Below are 18,758 nucleotides of genomic sequence, written 5' to 3'. Positions count from 1 at the left end.
CTATATTTAGGCGGCTATCATATACCAGCGCGGTATAAAAATTAAGTTGATGGACTGAATTTAAGCTGTTTTTAGCGTTTTTTATTTACTTAAATGGATAAATTTAGTGCTGTTTAGATGTTGCTCCTGAGAAATTTGAATTTCAGGTATGCGTGGTACCTTGGTTAAGCTAAATTCGTTAATAGCCCATGCTATTAATTGCTCAATAGTTAAGTCGTGTAATTGCGCATGCACAGGTAAATTTAAAAAGGCAAAGGCATCAATAAGCGCAGGCTTTGGGTTGCTTATGCTAATTGCGGGCGCATAATTTTGCTTAGATAGCTTAAAGCCCGGCTCTGCAACGGCCAGTGGTAAATGCGCGTACTCTGGTGTGGGCTTATTAAGTTGTTTAAACAAGCTAATTTGCCGCGCCGTGGGCTCTATTAAATCAGCGCCGCGTACAACACGGTTAATGCCTTGCTCAATGTCGTCAATAACCACAACAAGTTGATAGGCAAATAATCCATCACTGCGTTTTATAATGTAATCTTCATAAGCTAATGCACTGTTTACCGTGATATCGCCCTGAATTAAATCACTAAAATGCGTAGTGGGGTACTTCTGGCTGAGGCGAAGCGCGCCTTGCTCAGTAGGCAAATTAAGGGTTTTACAATGGCCTTGATATATTCCACCAATCGCTTTAATTTGTTTTCGAGAGCAACGACAGCCATACACTAACGCTTCATCTATTAGCGAGGTAACTACGTCTTGATAAAGGCTTAAACGCTGGGTTTGGTAAACAACTGATTCGTCCCAGTAGAGACCATAGGCTTGTAAGGTATTTAGAATATCGGTATCGGCATTTTTGACTACCCGCGTGGTGTCAATGTCTTCAATGCGCACTAACCATTTACCCTGATTAACTTTAGCATCAAGGTAGCTGCCCACAGCCGCCACAAGTGAGCCAAAATGAAGTGGCCCAGAAGGAGACGGTGCAAATCGACCGCGATAGTCACGCTTTGGCGTGGTAACGGCTGTAGGAGACATAGTTAACTAATTTTTAATTAACCGCGTCCAGCTTGCTTTTCTTTAATTTCTGCAAGAGTTTTACAGTCTACGCATAAATCGGCAGTAGGACGTGCTTCTAAGCGACGTATACCAATTTCGATTCCGCATGACTCACAAAAACCAAATTCGTCTTCTTTAATTAAATTGATTGTTTTTTCAATTTTTTTGATCAGTTTACGTTCGCGGTCACGAGTACGAAGCTCTAAAGAGAACTCTTCTTCTTGTGCAGCGCGGTCAACGGGATCAGGAAAGTTAGCAGCTTCGTCTTGCATGTGAGACTTTGTACGGTCTACTTCGTTACGTAAGTCGTTACGCCACGCTTCTAAAATCGCTTTAAAATGAGCACGTTGTGCTTCATTCATGTACTCTTCGCCCGGCTTTTCTTGGTATGGCTCTATACCGGCCTGAGCCAATAAACCATGTCTTTTTTGGTCTGGCATAACTCTCTCCTAAATCCTTAATTTAATGCCTCAGCATTAGCCGGCGGTATAAATAGCAGAATCTCATACCCTAGGCAAATTTATTTTTTAATTAATCGAATTAGCTTCAACCATGTGTTTTGACTAAAAAGGCCCATATTTTTAATTTGATGCTTTATTAATCGTTATTTCGGTATTTAAACTTGCCTATTTATATGGGCAAAAAGTTTAAAAACAAGTTAATTTTTCATTTTAAATTTAACAGATGCATTTTATGGATTTTCGATAAATGTTATTTGCTTATCAATAACGACTTCATCTGCCGAAATACTCGCTTTGTACGCATATACCTCAACACCTTTAGTAATTGCGATGCTTAAAAGCTCACTGTATTTTTTGTCTATATGCGTGGCGGCGCTTACACTGTTAATGCCCTCATGCAAAACAGCGAACAGTAATACTGCTCGATGGCCTTGTTCGATCATTTCTATTAGTTCGCGAATATGTTTTTGCCCGCGCAGCGTTTGCGCATCCGGAAAATATCCTTGGCCGCTTGCAGGTTCACTTTGACTTAGTAATGTGACCGACTTTACCTCTACATAACAATCGGGTTTATCAGTATTACTTAGTAAAAAGTCGATACGGCTGTTTTCGCTACCATATTTTACTTCACTTTGAAGTTGCTCATAGCCGCTAAGCTCAGTAATCACATTATTATGTATGGCTTCTTCTATTACTTTATTAGCAACGGCTGTATTTACACAAATAAGCTGCGATAAGTCATTTTGGGTAAGTTCTAACGAATGTGGATACTTACGTTTAGCGTTATTACTGGTTGAGTAAAAAGCAGTAAATCCTGGCTCTGCGCAGCCGGTCATTTTACCTGTGTTGGCGCAGTGCGCAGTAAACTCTTTTCCATCACTGAGCTGTAAGTCGGCTAAAAAGCGTTTGTAACGTTTTAACAATGTGGCTGGTTGTAAGGCGGGGGTGTATTTCATCTAAATTCCAATACTAAACGCAGCTGGCGCGTTGGTTTATGTTATTTATCTCAAGCTGTTGGGAACTTGTGCGCACTATAGTAAACTCGTTGGCACATTTAAGTGCAAGGGTATTCTAACATGAGTGAAAAATTTGTTGTTCAACTAAGCGAGCAAGCAGCACCGAGTCATTGGGGCGAAAACGCCACGTTGTCTTTTAACGAGCAAGGCGCAACGGTTCATTTATCTGAGCAAGAAACATTAAAAAATGTTCAAAAAGCGGCACGTACTATTGCTAGCCAAGGCGTAAAAAGCGTAGAGCTTGCTGGCGATACATGGTGCACTGAAAGCCAATGGGCTTTTTATCAAGGCTTTGTAACACCTAAATCGTTAAACGGTGTTGAGTTTGTTGATAATGCACAGTCAGATATTAAAGAGCTTGCGCATTTAAAAGCGTCAGCTACTTGGGCTCGCGAAATGGTTAACGGCACAGCCGATGACATTTACCCAGAGAGCCTTGCTGAAAAAGCCGCTGAATTTATTCAATCATTAGCGCCTGAGCACGTAAGTTACCAAATAATTAAAGGTGATGCCTTATTAGAGCAGCAGTGGATTGGTATTCACGCGGTTGGCCGTGGCTCAGAGCGCCCACCTGTATTACTTGAGCTTGACTACAACCCAACAGGCGATGAAAACGCGCCAGTGAGTGCAGCACTTGTAGGTAAAGGTATTACTTTTGACTCTGGCGGTTACTCAATCAAATCTAGCGAAGGTATGCTAGGAATGAAGTGCGATATGGGGGGTGCAGCAACGGTAACTGCAGGCTTAGCATTAGCTATTAACCGCGGTATTGAAAAACGCATTAAGTTGTTCTTATGCTGTGCGGAAAACTTAATTTCGGGTCATGCCTACAAATTAGGTGACATTTTAACGTACAAAAATGGCACGACAGTAGAGATTGTAAACACCGATGCTGAAGGGCGTTTAGTGCTTGCCGATGGCCTAATGGCTGCAGGTGAAACTGGCGCACCACTTATTATTGATGCTGCAACCCTAACTGGCGCTGCTCTTGTTGCGGTTGGCCAAGAGTACAATGCTTTATTTGCACTGGATAAAGAACTTGCCCGCGAAGTAGAAGACTTTGCCTCTCAAGAAATGGAAGCTGCATGGCCGTTACCACTTGAAAAATGGCACCAACAAAACTGCCCATCACCCTACGCTGACACAGCTAACAGCCGTGCTCAAAAAGGCGGTGGTTACGGTGGCGCATCAAATGCGGCTGGCTTTTTATCTCGCTTTGTACCTAACGATGGTAAGGGTTGGGTACACATAGATTTAGCCGCGGCATTTAACATGGGTAGCACGAGTCAATGGGCTGCTGGCGCAACAACGCAAGGTATGCGAACCGTTGCACGTACATTGTTAGAAAAAGCTTAATAGTACGTAACTAAGCGTTTAATACATAAAATAGGCACCATTTGGTGCCTATTTTGCTATTTGCAGACAAGCAATTTTTTTTTATTTACGGTAAAATCCTTCGCCAATACCTGTTTGGGTGTTTAATTATTGGCTAAAGAGCCTACACTCAAATGTTATACTCACCACTGGGGTTCTAAACTATGTCAGATAAGTGCTACATCACAGCTCAACAGCTACTTGAAGATTCATTCCGCGTAGCGGCACAAGTTTATAAAGATGGCTTTCGTCCAGACTTTATTATTGGTATTTGGCGAGGTGGTGCACCAATCGGTATTGCTGTGCAAGAATATTACGACTACAAAGGTATTGAAACCGACCATATTGCGGTTCGTACTTCGTCTTATTACGGCATTGGTAAGCAGTCAAAAGAGATTAAAGTACACGGTTTGCACTACATTGTAGAAAACGCCAATGCAGGCGATTCATTACTTATTGTTGATGACGTGTTTGATTCTGGCCGCAGTATTTTTGCGCTTAAAGAAAAGCTTTCTGAGCTTATGCGCTTAAATTTACCACGTGATATTCGCGTGGCGTGTCCGTATTACAAGCCTAAAAACTCTAAAGTAGAGATGGTGCCAGATTACTTTATCCATGAGTCTGAAGAGTGGTTAGTATTCCCGCATGAATTATCGGGTTTAACGCCGGATGAAATTATTGAAGGTAAATCTGATTTAGTTAATATCCAAGATATTCTACTAGAAAAGTAATATCCGTTCGCATAATTATGTGGCTTATTAAAGGCGAGTAACCAAATGCGTTAATCCCCTAATTTAGCTAGCTTAATAGCGTATTGGAATGAAAAACCTTACAAACTAAAAAAGGCCATAACGGCCTTTTTTTTGTGTCTGTTTTTAGCTCCTTTAAAGCTGTGCAAAGCTATCAACATATTCACTTAAACTTGCCGTATCAACCGCTTTTAGACCATGAGAGCTGCGCTGCACTAAGCCTTTTTCAACCAGTTCAGTTACCACACGACGATACGCACGCTCTGTGGTGGCAAAGCGCTCTGCTTCTGCATTCACAGTAGGGTATGCACGAAGTAACGTAGGGTTGTTATTCTCGGCCCTTAATAAGCAATCTTTAGCTATGTTGTAGCTTAAAGGCAGTAGCAATTTATCAAGATTAATTTTTTGATTTTCTTGAAATTTAGCCGCAATAGTTTGTGCTGTATATAAGCTAAGCTCTGGCTTTTCAAGTAATAGTGCACGCCAATGGCGCAGCTCTATTAAGTTGTAAGTTACATCGCTAAAACAGGTAACAGTGTAAATACAGGGGTTATTGTTAAGTGCTTCTATTTCGCCAATTAATGTGTTGTTGCAGTCTAGCTGCCCTAATAATAGGCGGCGCCCGTTGCCTACATCATAACTAAACGAAATAGTACCGCTGCGAACTAGCACAAGTTTACTAAGTGGTTGATCCTGGTGGATCAACACTTCTTTTTTTGATTGCTGATAACTACTACCCGCAAATGTGAGTAATTGTTCAACAAGGTAACTCGAAAAATGGTATTGAAACATCAATATGCTCTTCGGACAATTGTCCTATTTATTACACCTTAATGACGATATTATTAAGGCTCTAAGAATTTACGCTAACTTGCTATTGTATTTAGCTTTGCTATGTACGTAATACCTTCATTTCCCGTGTAATGATTTAGGAAGCTATTGGCTACAACCAATATACTTTTTAAGGTTTTTTAAGCAAGTTAGTTTTTTTATTTTATACTTTGCAACACTTACAAGTGCCACAAGTTAGCATTAGCGTAATGCTAACCTAAAGGGTAGGAGAGAACAATTGAGTTGGGAATATTTAGGTTATATTGCATCAGCTTTATTGGTTGCATCGTTAACAATGACCGATGTGGTAAAGCTTCGTTGGTACAATATGTTTGGTTGTATTGTATTCACGGCCTATGGCGTGGCAATAGAGGCTGTGCCAGTGGCCTTTACTAATGGCTTACTAGCCTTGGTAAATATTTACCACCTTATAAAATTATATCGCCAGCCAAAAGTAGAACAGGCAAAAAGCTAAGCTACTCGCTGGTACAAAAAAGGGTTAACACAAGTTAACCCTTTTTTAGTTTTACTGAATCGCGTCTAATACAATCCCATCAGTTCTGCGAGTTGGGTGCAGTGACTCAACCACAAAACTTGGGATAAATCCTTTAGCAGATGAAACCACCACTTTAGACTTCGCACCAATAATTCGAGCGTTAACAATTACACCGCGATTAGTGTAAGTTAAAGTGCCTGTTAAAGTGTATTCGATATGTGGGTAACCTTTGATCTCTTTACCATTACGGCTAAATGAGAAATCACCTAAAGGGGTTACATGCACTGCGCCTGTGTGCTTGTAATCAACCACAGACAACCCAAACTCCTGCATTTCAGTAATAAAGCTTTCAGCTAGGTGATTACCAAATATATTTGTGGTTTGTAAATTGTCGTCTAAGTTCACGAACGAAGTAATTGCAATAGGCGTCCCACTATTTATGTAATTCATATTTTCAATCAGCTTCATTGCTAATTGCTCGGTATAATTACTTAATAACTTACTGCTGTTAATTGGGCGGTAGTTATTTTCAGGAAATTGCCAGTTATTTACACGAGGTTGGTGAATGTCTGAATAGCGGCTATGAGCGTTATGATGACCAATATTATTATGGGGAGCGTGACCATTATAAACCGGGTGAGTAGAACATGCTGAAAGTGATAAAGTAAAAAGAGTCGATAAAGTAAGAGATATTTTTTTGGATAACATGTTTTCTTCCTGAAACATAAGAGGTTTTTTAAAATCCTCCATTTATCGACATACTTTTTAATTACTTTAGTAAATATTCATAATAAATTCATTTATTGTGAATAATGCTTATTTAGTAACCTATTCTTTTTTATAACGTAATTCACCAGCTATCCAAGTTTGTAAAACGTTTGTTTTATAAATCTCATCTAAAGGTGCTTTAAAGTAGTCTTTATCTATTAAAATAAAGTCGGCCCATTTGCCGTGCTCTAAACTGCCTATTTTAAATTCTTGATGGGCTGCATAAGCGCCACCGAGGGTAAAGGCTCTTAATGCTTGCTCTCTGCTTAGTACTTCACTTGCGCGCCAGCCGTTCTCTGGCAGCATATTATGATCCATACGTGTAATGGCTGAATATAAGCCATCAAACGGGTTGGCAAGCTCTACAGGGTAATCAGAGCCTGCTGCAATCACAGAGCCTTGCTTTAAAAACGTTTGCCATGCATAAGCACCTTGTAACTGGTCATCGCTCAAGCGCTGCTCTGCCATGTGCATATCTGATGTAGCGTGTACAGGTTGCATAGATGGAATTATTTTAAGCGTTTTAAAACGCGGAATATCTTCAGGGGTGACAATTTGCGCATGTTCAATTCGGTTACGCAATAATATGCCGCCAGTTTGCTTAAATACATTTTTATACGCATCAAGTACCACTTTATTGGCTTTGTCCCCAATGGCATGCGTATTGGCGCTAAACCCATGCTTAAAGCTTAAGGTAAATAATTCCTCCAATTTTGCTTGAGTTTCTAGCATGAGCCCGTGATGGTTTTTTCTATCGGCGTAATCTTCAATTAAAGCAGCTCCACGGGAGCCAAGAGCGCCATCGGCATATACTTTTACACTGCGTATAGACATAAACGAGCTGGCATCTTGGTAGCGCCCAGCTTTAAGCATTTCGGTTAAATCAGGGCTTGCTGCGCTTAACATCCCAACAATTCTCAGTGGTAAATTACCTTGTTCACTACGCTCTTTATAAACTTGCCAGGTTGTTTTATCTATTCCTGCATCGTGCGTAGAGGTGATCCCTAAGCTAAGTAAATGTTGGCCTGCCGCATCTAACGAGTCGCTAATTGCTTGTTTGGTAGGGGCGCTCATATGCTGAGTAATCAACGACTCTGCTTTATCAATAAAAATACCGGTTGGGTTACCAAATTCGTCTTTGATAATTTCGCCGCCTTCAGGCGCTTTGGTTGCGCTGGTTATGCCTGCCAGTTTTAACGCTTTGCTATTAACCCAAATAGCATGGCTATCAACGCGAGACAGTACCACTGGACGATCATCAACTACTTTATCTAAGTCTTTAGCGGTTGGAAAACGCGTATCGCTCCACAGCTCTTGGTTCCAACCTCGGCCTAAAATCCAGCCCTGTTTATTTTCAGCAAAGCTTTTTAATTTTGTGGTTATTTCGTCAACCGACTTAGCACCGCGTACATCAAGTTGCGATAAGTTATCGCCAAGGCCAATAACATGGCCGTGTGCATCAATAAGTCCTGGCAGTAACGTGTTACCTTTTGCATCAATTAATTTAGCATTAGGGAAGGAGTCTTTAAGTGAATCATCGCCAACTTTAACCACTTTGCCATTTTTAATTACCAAAGTAGAAAACGACTGAACATCACCTTGGTACAAAGGTGTGTAGCCATTGGCATTATAAATAACTTGGGTTTGCGCTATAACAGTGCTGCTTATTAACAAGCTAGCAAGTATGAAAGGTTTACATAGTTTTTTGAGTTGCATAAGTAGGTTATTTTTTATTGTTAGTAAAATAACACTAGCAAACTCAATTTTAGAATACCAATATGTTGAGGTAAATAGCTTAAAACCTATCTTAGGCTTTAAGCTTTGTAAAATAATTACTTACTGGCGTAAATACCGTACTCAGTTAATGTGAGCTGGCCGTCTTTGTCTTTATCATAACTAGAAAAACGTGACCAAAGAGCGGGGTCTACAGCGGTTTCGGAGCGTGTTAAAAAACCATCATTATTGCGGTCGAATTTTTTAAATTTGTCTGCAATTTCTGTACTTTGTGCGAGGCTTAAGGTGCTAAAAAGGCTAAGCGCAACAAGCGCTAAATAGCTTAAGGTTTTCATACTAATACTCAGTAGAGGTTATTGGTTAAATAATTTTTAAATTCAATAAGTGAAATTTGCTTGTCTTGATCTTTGTCCCAACGCATAAAAGTGCTGAGTAGCTGAGGTTGTGGCTCTAACTCGTCTTGAGTTAAATAGCCGCTTTTATTGGCATCGAGATGATCAAAGCGCTGTTTCACATCAAGTGCAGCAGCATTAAAACTAATCATAACAAAGGCGATAACACTAAAAAAAACACGCTTCATGGTTTTCCTTCCAAATAATACTGTGCTTAAGCATTTATAAAATAAAGCACTTGCCATAATTTAACTTCCCAACATTAAATCCGTTTACACATTCCCTCAGGGATTATGGCAAATGCTTTAGTGACTACCTTACTTGTTAAAAGCTTAAGTAAAACTTAATTCATCTGATGCCTAGATAATAAACCTATCTTGTATTGATCAGAATTAAGGTCAACTACGGTTTAAAGTTTTGAAACTCTTCTTTTGAGATTTCTTTATCTTCGTTTTCGTCTAAGTCGGCAAATTGTCTCATGACTTCTTTGTCTTGCTTTGCTTCTGCAAGCGACACAGCGCCGTCCATATTTTTGTCTAAATGTGCAAAGCGTATGTTTACTGACGATGCTAAAGCAGTGGCACTAATGGCTAAAAACATCAAAGAAAATGCAGCGATAAGTTGTTTCATAATTATGTTCCTTATTGAATGAATTTACTGAATAAACTTTTTGAATTCACTTAGCGACAACTGACCATCTTGGTTAGTGTCTATTTGTGAAAAATTTTCGTGTAGTACAGCGTCTTCACCCGCTTCTGATTCGCTAAGTGTGCCGTTACTGTCTTTATCTAGCTCATTAAATGTAGCTTGAACGTCCATAGCTATTGCATCGGTGCCCATAAATCCAAAGGCAAGCAAAGGTAAAATTACTAAAAAGCGGTTGTTCATTTAATTTCCTTATTGATTAAAGTTGCACTGGGTATTACAAAAATAGTGCCATAAATTTTAGGTGTTAATTTTCAATGGGTTATGGTTTTTAAGTGGCTGGTGTAGGAAATATTTACTTAGTTTTGTGTTAATTTTGCAACACCCTTAAATACGAGTGTTGGCTTAGCTTAAATATCAATGAGTTAGCATGTTACTAAATAGCAACAAACGAAGCGTGTTGGATTAAATATAGAAGTTGATTCAGCGAGAGTATAAGGTAAGTAATTAAAATAAAGGCTTAAAATTATAAAAAGGAACACACAATGCCAATAGCTATGGCTAAAAAGTACTATGCAATGCTTAACTGGCGACCCAACTTAATAGGTCAGTTTGTAATTAGCATGCTGCTGTCGTTACTTCCGCTTAGTTTAGTGGTTATTGTGTTTCTAAATGCGTTAAACAAACAGCTTGCAGTTACCCAGCTTATTGTTAGTAATAACTACCAAGTTACTAAGTCATTTAATTTTTTAAAGCAAGAGTTAAACAGTTTAGAGCGAGCCACTAGGCAAAACTGGGTATTAAAAAGCGAATCGCTCGACACGCTTATTAACGAAAAGTGGCAGTCGTCATTAAATTCAATTGATGAGTTAAGCCAAGTAAGTGCAACACCACAATACACCACACAATGGCGCCGTTTAGCAAATACACTTAGTACAACACATACAGCGCTAATTAAAAACAACCAACAAGATGCCGCATTATTTGTGCCCATTAGTGATTTAATGGCTGAGCTTACTGTGTGGCTGCGCGATACAAACGCGGCGCAAATTCAAAATAACCAAAGCGAATTAAGCGCTTTGCAAAGCTCGTTTATTAACTGGTTAGTGGCGCTTATTCCACTTACTTTACTTGTAGGTGGTGGCTTTTTATGGCGTATAAGTAAGCGTTTAAAAGGCTTAACGTCAGTGATTGATAAGTTAGGGCAGGGTCATTGGCAGCAAAAAATATCTGTACAGGGCTCAACAGAGCTAGTTGAACTAGGTGAAAAGCTACGTTGGGTGCAAGAGCAACTACATATGTTAGAGCAGCAAAAAGATACCTTTTTACGCCATGTTACCCACGAACTAAAAACGCCATTGGCGTCTATGGTAGAGGGCACCGATTTACTTAGTGATGAAATTGTTGGCCCAATTACAAAAGAGCAGCAAGCGGTGCTTGAGCTAATAAGTGAATCTATGGTGCGCTTGCGCACGATGATCGACAGCCTACTAAGTTACAACGCGATTCGTACCAGCAAAGATAGTGTGAGCGAAGTTGAATTTAGCTATTTAATTAACAAAATAAATAGTCATTTTGAACACCGCTTAACGGCCAAACAGCAAGCCCTTAATTGGCAAAACAGTATACCCAATAAACCGTTGGCTTTACCAAGGGAGCTTATTGAAATGATCCTTATTCAACTTATTTCTAATGCATTAAAATTTTCTGCTAATGAGCAAAGTATAAACATAGCTCTAGCGCTTGAAAATAAGCTGCTCATTATGCAGGTTAGCGACAATGGCTGTGGGATTAAAGAGCAAGAAAAAAGCCAGATTTTCAGCGCATTTTATCAAGGTAAGCATTCTAAAGATGTTACGCTGCAAGGCAGTGGCTTAGGTTTAACCATAGTTAAAGAGTCGGTTGAACAATTAAGAGGGCAGCTTAATGTTGAGCATAATCAACCTCAGGGCTGTTTATTTACAATAAAAATACCGTTAAATAATCAAGGAGTTTAATAGCATGCGTACGCGCTTAATAGCTATTTTATGTGTGCTCAGCAGTGCGGTTGTATTAGCTGGGTGTGAAATAAATAACACACAAAAAACAGCCTCTACTGAAAAGGTTGAACCAACTAATACAAAAATAAAAAGCACAGTACCTAATCCAAAAGTGCGCCCCAAAAGTGAGCCTGTTTACCCAAGCGCAGAGCAAGTAATTGCATGGCATGCTAACCAATGTGGTGGGTTTAAAATTAAGCCCAGTACACATACCTTTTTAGGTGAAAAAGAACTAAAAAGCTTTTTTAACTATATGTGTTTAAATACCGCAAGCGCTCCTGACGAAGTAATGAAAAAGCTACAAAAGCTAGATTTAGCCTACTTTTGGCCCGACCCGATAAAACAATATTTATGGCTGCAAAAGCAGCACGTTACTCGACAAATAAATGCAAAAAAAGAGCAGCAAGCCCTGAACGACAAAATGCAGCAAACATTGTCCTCATTAGCCACCATAGAGCAGCAGTTATTACTGCGCGAAGATACCAAGGAGCAGTAATTATGGCCGAACAAAAGCTGCAAGGCGCAAAAGTATTATTAGTTGATGACGACGCCAGCTTATTAAAATTACTGACTATTCGTATCGAGTCTAAAGATTACGAAGTAACTACTTGCGAAAGTGGTATTACGGCACTGCAAATACTCAAAAACCAAGTGTTTGATGCGGTAATAACCGACTTGCGTATGGATGAAATGGATGGCATGACACTACATCGCCAACTGCAAAGCCGCTACCCAGCATTGCCCGTTATTATGATGACAGCTCATGGATCTATTCCTGATGCGGTTGAAGCCACTAAACAAGGTATTTTTGCTTTTATAACAAAACCAGTAGATAAAGACGAGCTATTCGACAGCCTTGCAAAAGCAATTGAAATACATGGTGTTAACGCCGATGAAGTTATTCCAAAAAGTAATATTGTGACTCGCAGTGGCGCTATGCTGCATTTGCTTGAGCAAGTAAAATTACTTGGGCCAACACAAGTTAATGTGCTTATCTCTGGTGCAAGTGGTACAGGTAAAGAACTGCTGGCGCAAGCGATTCACCAACACAGTCATGTAAGCGATGGGCCATTTGTGGCCATTAACTGTGGCGCTGTACCTGGTGAGCTTTTAGAGTCTGAGCTATTTGGCCACAAAAAAGGGGCCTTTACAGGGGCGGTGAAAGATCACCAAGGTTTGTTTCAACAAGCGCAGGGCGGCACGTTATTTTTAGATGAAATTGGCGATATGCCCCTTAACTTACAAGTTAAATTACTGCGAGTACTACAAGAAAAAACCATTCGCCCTGTTGGTTTTCAAGAAGAAATCCCTATTGATGTACGCATTGTATCGGCTACTCATAAAAACTTACCGGATGCGATTAGTAATCAGCAATTTAGGGAAGATTTATACTACCGCTTAAACGTTGTTAACTTAAAATTACCGCCACTTTGTGAGCGCCGTGAAGACATAAGTTTACTAGCGCAACACTTTAGCGCCAGTATTGCTAAGCGCATGAACCAAGCTGAAAAGCGCTTTGCCAACGATGCCATGCATGCACTTGTGCGCTACGATTGGCCAGGTAATATTCGCCAATTACAAAACGTAGTAGAACAAGTCGTTGCACTTAGCGCCAGTGACGTAATTTCGGCGCATTTAGTGTTAAACGCACTTAATGCTAATGAGGCCAGTGCAGAGCCGTTATCACTTAACGACGCTAAAAAAGAATTTGAACGCGACTACGTTATAAATACGCTAAAAATGGCGGGCGGCAATGTAGCCGAAGGCGCAAAGCTTGCTAAACGAAACCGTTCAGACTTTTACAAACTGATTAAAAAACACAATATTGATGTAGATAATTTATAAAGGTAAGCAAATGCAGTTATTTATGGTGTATTTAGGTGGGCGAATTCAAGGCTGCCATATAGAAATGCACGATATTCGCTTTGTAGTAGGGGAGAATATAGAGCAAACCTACTCAAAGTTAAAAAGCCAATGGGTGGGCGATAAAAGTAGCGTACATATGGATAGCTTTATGGCAATAAATCATATTGATGGCTTTAAAGTAGAAGTGGTTGATAGCTATGTTGAGCAAAATAAGCAGCTTTATTTTGTTAATTTAGGCGCTTACAGAAGTGACTCTATGGCTGAGCAACACGACTTTGCACTGTATGTTGCAAGTAGTAGCAATGAGGCCAAACAACGCGCTAAAAGTGATTTGCTCGCAGGCCTTAGCCATATTCATAAAGATGATTTACACGATGTGGATGACTGCTTTGCCATTGACCTACTCGACAGCCAATTAAATATTAAACTGACCCCAAGCGGGCAATCTCAAACAATAAAGCCAGACTGGTTTGGCTACCACGTACTTTAAATCAGCAACGCAGGACTAAGAGTCCTGCTCGCTTTGCTCATCTTTTTCGCTTTTAGCCGCCATTTTAAATGCCACAATAACCAATCCAAACATTGCAAATGGCAGTGCTGCTAACATGTACTCAACCATGTTGCTATCTTGAAAGTTTGCCTGCAGTAAAAAATGACCCGCCACGCACATTAAAATAACCACTAATAAAATGGGGAGTAACATAAGTTCTTTTTTTGATGAATGGTTTTTCATTGAATGTGAGGCTGTGGCTTAAAAATAATGCGCCATTGTAATGAGCTTAATTAAGCTTGGCAAACACAGTGGCGTTTAATGGTATGATCAACATCAAATAAAGAGTTAATGTGACTGGGATAAACGTGAAACACAACTTAAAGCAGGTATACCTAGTAGGCGGCGCAGTGCGCGATAAACTACTAAACATAGAATCAAAAGACAACGATTACGTAGTAATAGGCGAAACGCCACAGACTATGGAGTCACTTGGTTTTGTGCCAATAGGTAGCGACTTTCCAGTGTATTTACACCCAAAAACAAAAGAAGAATATGCACTGGGCCGTACTGAGCGAAAAAGCGGTAAAGGCTATACCGGCTTTGTGGTTGATGCCAGCCCAAATGTAACCCTTGAAGAAGATTTAGCAAGGCGCGATTTAACCATTAACTCAATGGCGCTTGACGAAAATGGCTATATTATTGACCCATTTAATGGCCAAAGCGATTTACAAAACAAAATATTGCGCCACACCACACAAGCGTTTGTAGAAGACCCAGTACGTGTATTACGCATTGCGCGTTTTTTAGCGCGCTATGGCAGCCAGTGGAGTATTCATCCAAGTACTTATGCATTAATGCGTGAGCTTAAAAATAAAGGTGAGCTTAATCATTTAGTGCCCGAGCGCGTATGGCTTGAAACCGAAAAAGCCCTTGGCGAAAAACACCCAGAGCTATATTTTAAAGCATTGCATGGCTTAGGTATTTTCCCTGAAATAGAGCAAATGGACGGTGTGCTGCAATCTGCAAACCACCACCCAGAAGGCGATGTATTTATACATACTATGCTGGTTTTAAGACGTGCTGCCGATTTAAACTTTAACCTTGAAACACGCTTTGCTGCACTTACCCATGACTTTGGTAAAGCACTGAGCTTTAAAAAACGCGGTAATTTACGCGGCCATGAGCGCGAAGGTGTAGCTGTAGTTGAAAAATTTTGTAAGCGCTTAAAAGTACCCAACCGGTTTCGTGATATTGGCGTGCTTACCAGCGATAACCACACGCTTTGCCACACGGTTGATCAGTTAAGGCCGCAAACTATTCATAAGTTAATCGTGACTAATTTAAACGCACTGGTGCACCCTGAGCGATTTATTGCATTTACTCAAGCTTGCCAATGCGATGCGCAAGGGCGCGGAGAAACTATGGTGGATAAGCCATACCCGCAAGCAATTAAGCTGCGAGCAATTTTTAGCGAACTACAAAAAATGGATAAAAAGCAGATAGTGCAAAATGCACTTAAAAATGGCAAAAAAGGCCCAGAAATAGGCGAAGAGGTAAAGCTTGCAGAAATAAACTGTATAAAATCTTTTTTACAAAATGAACAATTGGCGCACTAGTATTTAGCGCTTAGCTTAGGTATTCAGTCACCCCTTCACTTTTAATAGGCTCTGGTTTTCTGAGGTTTTTATAATTGGTGCTTGTAGGTTCTACAGGTGCCTTTTGGGTGTGTTCTTCAGGCCTATAAAGATCAAAAATAAATTCAATCTCTTCACGCTCTAGTGATGGTTTCATGGGTAATCCTTCAATTTAATACTTTAATATGACGTAGGGTATGGCCATTCGACTGAATTAAAAGTGAATAGTTACATTTGAAGATGTAGTAAATTGTAATCGGTGTGCAAAAAACAAGGACGGCCAATAAAGTAGCCGCCTATAGTTGCATATCATCCTTGCAGCGGAAGGGCTACTTTAAATATTACGCCATCACCGCGCTCGTTGTTTTGTGCAGTTACGCTGCCTTTATGGTAGTCACACACCAGCCTTACAATATAAAGCCCTAATCCCAAATGCGGTTGTTGCTGCATTTGCTGACTTCGTACCGACACCATAGAATCAAAAATATGCTCAGTGAGTCCCTCTGGTAGGGCGGGGCCTGTGTTACTTACCGCTAATATGGCTTTATTTTCGCTTTGATTAAGGCTTACATTAATAGCCGTATTTGCTTCACTAAATTCCAGTGCGTTATTAATTAGTTTATCAAGCAGCTGCGCAATAAACTCAGGTGCCCCTTGCATGGGCAGTGGGCTTTGGCATATATCGAGCTTAAACAATTGTTCAGGGTAGGTAAGTTGGTAGCCTTGCATGCAGCCACGTATTACCTTTTGTAAATCAAATGGCTCGGGCTCATTACTTTGAATACTTTGTTCAAGGCGTGTGGCTTCGCTCATGGTGGTAATTATTTTACCTAAACGTTCAACCCCTTCGCTGGCGCGTTCTAAGTATTTTTGGCTTAACTCGTTTTGTGGCAAACTTTGTAAGTTTTCAAGTGATGAGCGTACTACGGCAACCGGTGTACGTAACTCGTGCGATAACCTTGACGACATATTTTCTAAGTAGTCGGTATAACCACCAAGTCGACTAACAATGTTTGAAAAACTACGAGAGAGATCACCAATTTCATCGTTAGCATCGCTGTAATTAATGCTGCCGGTTATACGCCCCTGTGCATCAATTGCTTGCTCGGCGGTATCGCGCAGTCGCCTAATACGGCTCGATATTCGAGAGGCAAAAAAGAACAAGGTTATGGTACCTATGAGCATCACCGCTAAAATAACGTTAAAGAGTTTTTCGAGCGATTTATTACGTAGCGTGCGTACGCCATTTGTGGTTTCCTCAGCAATGACTGCGCCTATGACTTTGTCGTCAATCCAAATAGGGTACGCTGCCGATAAAATAACGGCTTTGCTATCAGGCGTTAAGCGCCACGATGATGCTGGCTGACCCTTTAATGCTTTTGCTAAATGGGTGCCCTGCATTGATGCTACATCGTGTAAGGTGTCTAAAAATTCGTTTTCTGGGCGGGTTAAAATTTTATAATACAATGGGTGTAAATAGCGTTGCTCAAAGCGCTGCCACCACGTTTTTGGTGCTTGATTTTTAAGGCCATCGGCCCACACGCCATCGGCATTTTGAATTGTTCCCGATTGCGCTAACACACGATGGTGGTTATCGACCACCCAAATACGGCTACCACTGTGACCCATGCCTTTTAAAATACGGTTAATTTCTGGAGACGGTACAAGTACTGAGCCTAAATCGCTAGGGTTATTTAAGTTTGAAGTCGACATAGTTCTAGGCGCTGCCAATGTATTTTTACTATCTACATCAACAATGGCAAAGCCAAGTTTATTACCAAGCATGTCTATAGGAAAGCGCAGCTCTACGTTATAACCTGATTGGGTACTTTCAAAATACCCCTGAATTTTTGTAAACGGTATTTTGGTATTGGCATCAAACGCATTAACCCAGCCATCTTGGCGCGGCGCAATAATATAAGTTTTAAATTGGCCTTTTGGGGTTTTTAAGCCAATTTTTAAGTAATCGTTATTAGTAATGCTTAAGCTGTTTTTAGCGCGATAAATTAATGTGTTATCGGTTACTTTAAATACGGCATACAAGTAATTATCAAACTTACCTACCATGTGCTCAAACGATAAATCCTCAGCTTTATGCTCCTTGTCTGCTTTTTGTAAATAGCGTTTATCGTATTGCCAAAAGAGTGGTTGATAACTTTGCCAGTCGCTAAGTTTGCCATCAAGCTGAATAGGGTTTTTAAGGTTATACGCATATAAGTCGCGCCCTTTTACTACTTGATCTAAAAAGTTGGTTTGCTCGTCAAAGAGTGCGGGGCGCTCATGCAGCGCGGTGGCAAGTGCGCGAGTAGTGCCTACCAAGGTTTTTTCTTGGCCTTGGCGTAAAAACTTTTCCATTTCCCATACGTATTCGTAGCCAAGCCATGGCAGTAAAAACAAAAAGCACGAAAGTAATATAAATTTACTGCGCAGGCCAAATCGTAGCATTAGCGTTGTTCCCACCTGTAGCCCATGCCGTACACGGTATCTATGCAGTCAAAATGTCTATCAAGTGCCATAAACTTTTTACGAATACGTTTTACGTGCGAGGTTATGGTGCTGTCATCGACATAAATTTTTGCATCGCTCATTAAATCGTTACGGCTTTTAACATGCCCAGGACGCTGCGCGAGTGAGTGCAACATCCAAAACTCAGTGACCGTTAAATCAACTAATTGCTGCTGCCAAAATACCTGCATACGTTGCGTGTCGAGCACCAGCTGCCCACGGGTTATAAGTGCATTGGCATCGGCGGGTTGCTCAAGGGCTTCCATTCTACGAAATAGCGCGCCAATACGCGCGGCTAAGTGTGCCAAGCTAATATCTTTTGTTAGGTAGTCGTCGGCGCCCATACGCAGGCCACATACTGTGTCTATTTCGCTATCGCGGGCGGTTAAAAATATAATAGGCAGTGTTTTAGAAAGCGTACGTAAGGTTTGGCATAGTAAAAAACCGCCATCTATTTCGTGGCCTAATCCTATATCAACAATGGCTAAATCGGGTAGGGCGTCTTTAAATGCAATCTCAGCGCTGGCGCGATCGGCAAAGCCACTTACTTGGTAACCTTGTGCGCTAAGCATTTCAATATAGTTCTCGCGGATTGCAGTTTCATCTTCAATGATGGCTATTTTTTTCATTTTAAACACCCCTATTTATTATAAAACGCACTATATCGAAGTTTTTAAGCTGTGTACGGTTAAAAAGGCAATTGCCATT

At 40.5% G+C, this 18,758-nt stretch carries 22 protein-coding genes; 8 read left to right on the top strand and 14 right to left on the bottom strand.

The window, feature by feature from the left end; genetic code table 11:
* Nucleotides 1–81 precede the first annotated feature (81 nt).
* The 3 genes from gluQRS to sfsA form a co-directional block, all read right to left on the bottom strand.
* Nucleotides 82–1,026: a tRNA glutamyl-Q(34) synthetase GluQRS gene (gene gluQRS / locus PESP_RS13610; protein ID WP_089348508.1), complete on the bottom strand. Its 945-nt coding sequence runs from the start codon at nucleotides 1,024–1,026 to the stop codon at nucleotides 82–84.
* Nucleotides 1,027–1,043: 17 nt separating this feature from the next.
* Nucleotides 1,044–1,487 (bottom strand): RNA polymerase-binding protein DksA, encoded by a 444-nt coding sequence (dksA, locus tag PESP_RS13605; protein ID WP_089348507.1) that lies wholly within the window; start codon nucleotides 1,485–1,487, stop codon nucleotides 1,044–1,046.
* A 251-nt stretch (nucleotides 1,488–1,738) separates the two neighbouring features.
* A complete protein-coding gene (gene sfsA / locus PESP_RS13600; RefSeq protein ID WP_089348506.1) occupies nucleotides 1,739–2,464 on the bottom strand; it encodes a DNA/RNA nuclease SfsA in 726 nt (241 codons plus the stop codon).
* Nucleotides 2,465–2,584: 120 nt separating this feature from the next.
* Here sfsA and pepB point away from each other — a divergent pair, with 120 nt between their 5' ends.
* Entirely contained in the window at nucleotides 2,585–3,880 is a 1,296-nt protein-coding gene (gene pepB / locus PESP_RS13595) for an aminopeptidase PepB (protein WP_089348505.1), read from the top strand.
* A 182-nt stretch (nucleotides 3,881–4,062) separates the two neighbouring features.
* Nucleotides 4,063–4,629: a phosphoribosyltransferase gene (locus PESP_RS13590; protein ID WP_089348504.1), complete on the top strand. Its 567-nt coding sequence runs from the start codon at nucleotides 4,063–4,065 to the stop codon at nucleotides 4,627–4,629.
* 153 nt (nucleotides 4,630–4,782) lie between these two features.
* On the opposite strand, the gene PESP_RS13585 is transcribed toward PESP_RS13590, so the two are convergent.
* A complete protein-coding gene (locus tag PESP_RS13585; RefSeq protein WP_089348503.1) occupies nucleotides 4,783–5,439 on the bottom strand; it encodes a Crp/Fnr family transcriptional regulator in 657 nt (218 codons plus the stop codon).
* Nucleotides 5,440–5,716: 277 nt separating this feature from the next.
* Between PESP_RS13585 and PESP_RS13580 the strand changes: the two genes are divergently transcribed.
* Nucleotides 5,717–5,953 carry a YgjV family protein gene (locus tag PESP_RS13580; protein ID WP_089348502.1) on the top strand — a complete coding sequence of 79 codons (237 nt, stop codon included), beginning with the start codon at nucleotides 5,717–5,719 and terminating at the stop codon, nucleotides 5,951–5,953.
* Between the two features lie 51 nt (nucleotides 5,954–6,004).
* Here the strand turns inward: PESP_RS13580 and PESP_RS13575 are convergent, their stop codons facing one another.
* The 6 genes from PESP_RS13575 to PESP_RS13550 form a co-directional block, all read right to left on the bottom strand.
* Complete coding sequence (locus PESP_RS13575; protein WP_089348501.1) at nucleotides 6,005–6,682, bottom strand: FlgO family outer membrane protein; 678 nt, start codon at nucleotides 6,680–6,682, stop codon at nucleotides 6,005–6,007.
* A gap of 120 nt (nucleotides 6,683–6,802) precedes the next feature.
* Nucleotides 6,803–8,458, bottom strand: a complete 1,656-nt coding sequence (locus tag PESP_RS13570; protein WP_089348500.1) for an amidohydrolase — start codon at nucleotides 8,456–8,458, stop codon at nucleotides 6,803–6,805.
* A 116-nt stretch (nucleotides 8,459–8,574) separates the two neighbouring features.
* Nucleotides 8,575–8,811: an EF-hand domain-containing protein gene (locus PESP_RS13565; protein ID WP_089348499.1), complete on the bottom strand. Its 237-nt coding sequence runs from the start codon at nucleotides 8,809–8,811 to the stop codon at nucleotides 8,575–8,577.
* Between the two features lie 8 nt (nucleotides 8,812–8,819).
* On the bottom strand, nucleotides 8,820–9,056 hold the full coding sequence (locus tag PESP_RS13560) for an EF-hand domain-containing protein (protein WP_089348498.1): 237 nt from the start codon (nucleotides 9,054–9,056) through the stop codon (nucleotides 8,820–8,822).
* Between the two features lie 214 nt (nucleotides 9,057–9,270).
* Nucleotides 9,271–9,498 (bottom strand): hypothetical protein, encoded by a 228-nt coding sequence (locus PESP_RS13555; protein WP_089348497.1) that lies wholly within the window; start codon nucleotides 9,496–9,498, stop codon nucleotides 9,271–9,273.
* Between the two features lie 24 nt (nucleotides 9,499–9,522).
* A complete protein-coding gene (locus tag PESP_RS13550; protein ID WP_089348496.1) occupies nucleotides 9,523–9,756 on the bottom strand; it encodes an EF-hand domain-containing protein in 234 nt (77 codons plus the stop codon).
* A 302-nt stretch (nucleotides 9,757–10,058) separates the two neighbouring features.
* Between PESP_RS13550 and PESP_RS13545 the strand changes: the two genes are divergently transcribed.
* The 4 genes from PESP_RS13545 to PESP_RS13530 are packed head-to-tail and all read left to right on the top strand — an operon-like array spanning nucleotide 10,059 to nucleotide 13,908.
* Entirely contained in the window at nucleotides 10,059–11,510 is a 1,452-nt protein-coding gene (locus PESP_RS13545; protein ID WP_089348495.1) for a sensor histidine kinase, read from the top strand.
* Nucleotides 11,511–11,514: 4 nt separating this feature from the next.
* Nucleotides 11,515–12,048, top strand: coding sequence for a hypothetical protein (locus PESP_RS13540; protein WP_089348494.1), 534 nt, complete (start codon nucleotides 11,515–11,517; stop codon nucleotides 12,046–12,048).
* Nucleotides 12,049–12,050: 2 nt separating this feature from the next.
* On the top strand, nucleotides 12,051–13,397 hold the full coding sequence (locus PESP_RS13535) for a sigma 54-interacting transcriptional regulator (protein ID WP_089348493.1): 1,347 nt from the start codon (nucleotides 12,051–12,053) through the stop codon (nucleotides 13,395–13,397).
* Nucleotides 13,398–13,407: 10 nt separating this feature from the next.
* Nucleotides 13,408–13,908, top strand: a complete 501-nt coding sequence (locus PESP_RS13530; protein ID WP_089348492.1) for a DUF1543 domain-containing protein — start codon at nucleotides 13,408–13,410, stop codon at nucleotides 13,906–13,908.
* 15 nt (nucleotides 13,909–13,923) lie between these two features.
* Here PESP_RS13530 and PESP_RS13525 read toward each other — a convergent pair whose 3' ends face one another.
* On the bottom strand, nucleotides 13,924–14,151 hold the full coding sequence (locus PESP_RS13525) for a hypothetical protein (protein ID WP_058547162.1): 228 nt from the start codon (nucleotides 14,149–14,151) through the stop codon (nucleotides 13,924–13,926).
* Nucleotides 14,152–14,276: 125 nt separating this feature from the next.
* On the opposite strand from PESP_RS13525, the gene PESP_RS13520 reads away from it, so the two are divergent.
* Nucleotides 14,277–15,527 (top strand): multifunctional CCA addition/repair protein, encoded by a 1,251-nt coding sequence (locus PESP_RS13520; RefSeq protein WP_089348491.1) that lies wholly within the window; start codon nucleotides 14,277–14,279, stop codon nucleotides 15,525–15,527.
* A 10-nt stretch (nucleotides 15,528–15,537) separates the two neighbouring features.
* Here PESP_RS13520 and PESP_RS20470 read toward each other — a convergent pair whose 3' ends face one another.
* The 3 genes from PESP_RS20470 to pdsR form a co-directional block, all read right to left on the bottom strand.
* Complete coding sequence (locus PESP_RS20470; protein ID WP_164504429.1) at nucleotides 15,538–15,702, bottom strand: hypothetical protein; 165 nt, start codon at nucleotides 15,700–15,702, stop codon at nucleotides 15,538–15,540.
* A 152-nt stretch (nucleotides 15,703–15,854) separates the two neighbouring features.
* Nucleotides 15,855–17,990, bottom strand: a complete 2,136-nt coding sequence (gene pdsS / locus PESP_RS13515) for a proteobacterial dedicated sortase system histidine kinase (protein ID WP_089348490.1) — start codon at nucleotides 17,988–17,990, stop codon at nucleotides 15,855–15,857.
* Nucleotides 17,990–18,679, bottom strand: a complete 690-nt coding sequence (pdsR, locus tag PESP_RS13510; RefSeq protein WP_089348489.1) for a proteobacterial dedicated sortase system response regulator — start codon at nucleotides 18,677–18,679, stop codon at nucleotides 17,990–17,992. Before pdsR ends, pdsS begins: the two co-directional genes overlap by 1 nt.
* Between the last annotated feature and the right edge of the window lie 79 nt (nucleotides 18,680–18,758).

The sequence above is a fragment of the Pseudoalteromonas espejiana DSM 9414 genome (genome assembly GCF_002221525.1).
Classification (GTDB): Bacteria; Pseudomonadota; Gammaproteobacteria; order Enterobacterales; family Alteromonadaceae; genus Pseudoalteromonas; species Pseudoalteromonas espejiana.
The sequence above is the reverse complement of the archived record's forward strand: the minus strand, read 5'-3'. Positions and strand labels throughout refer to the sequence as shown.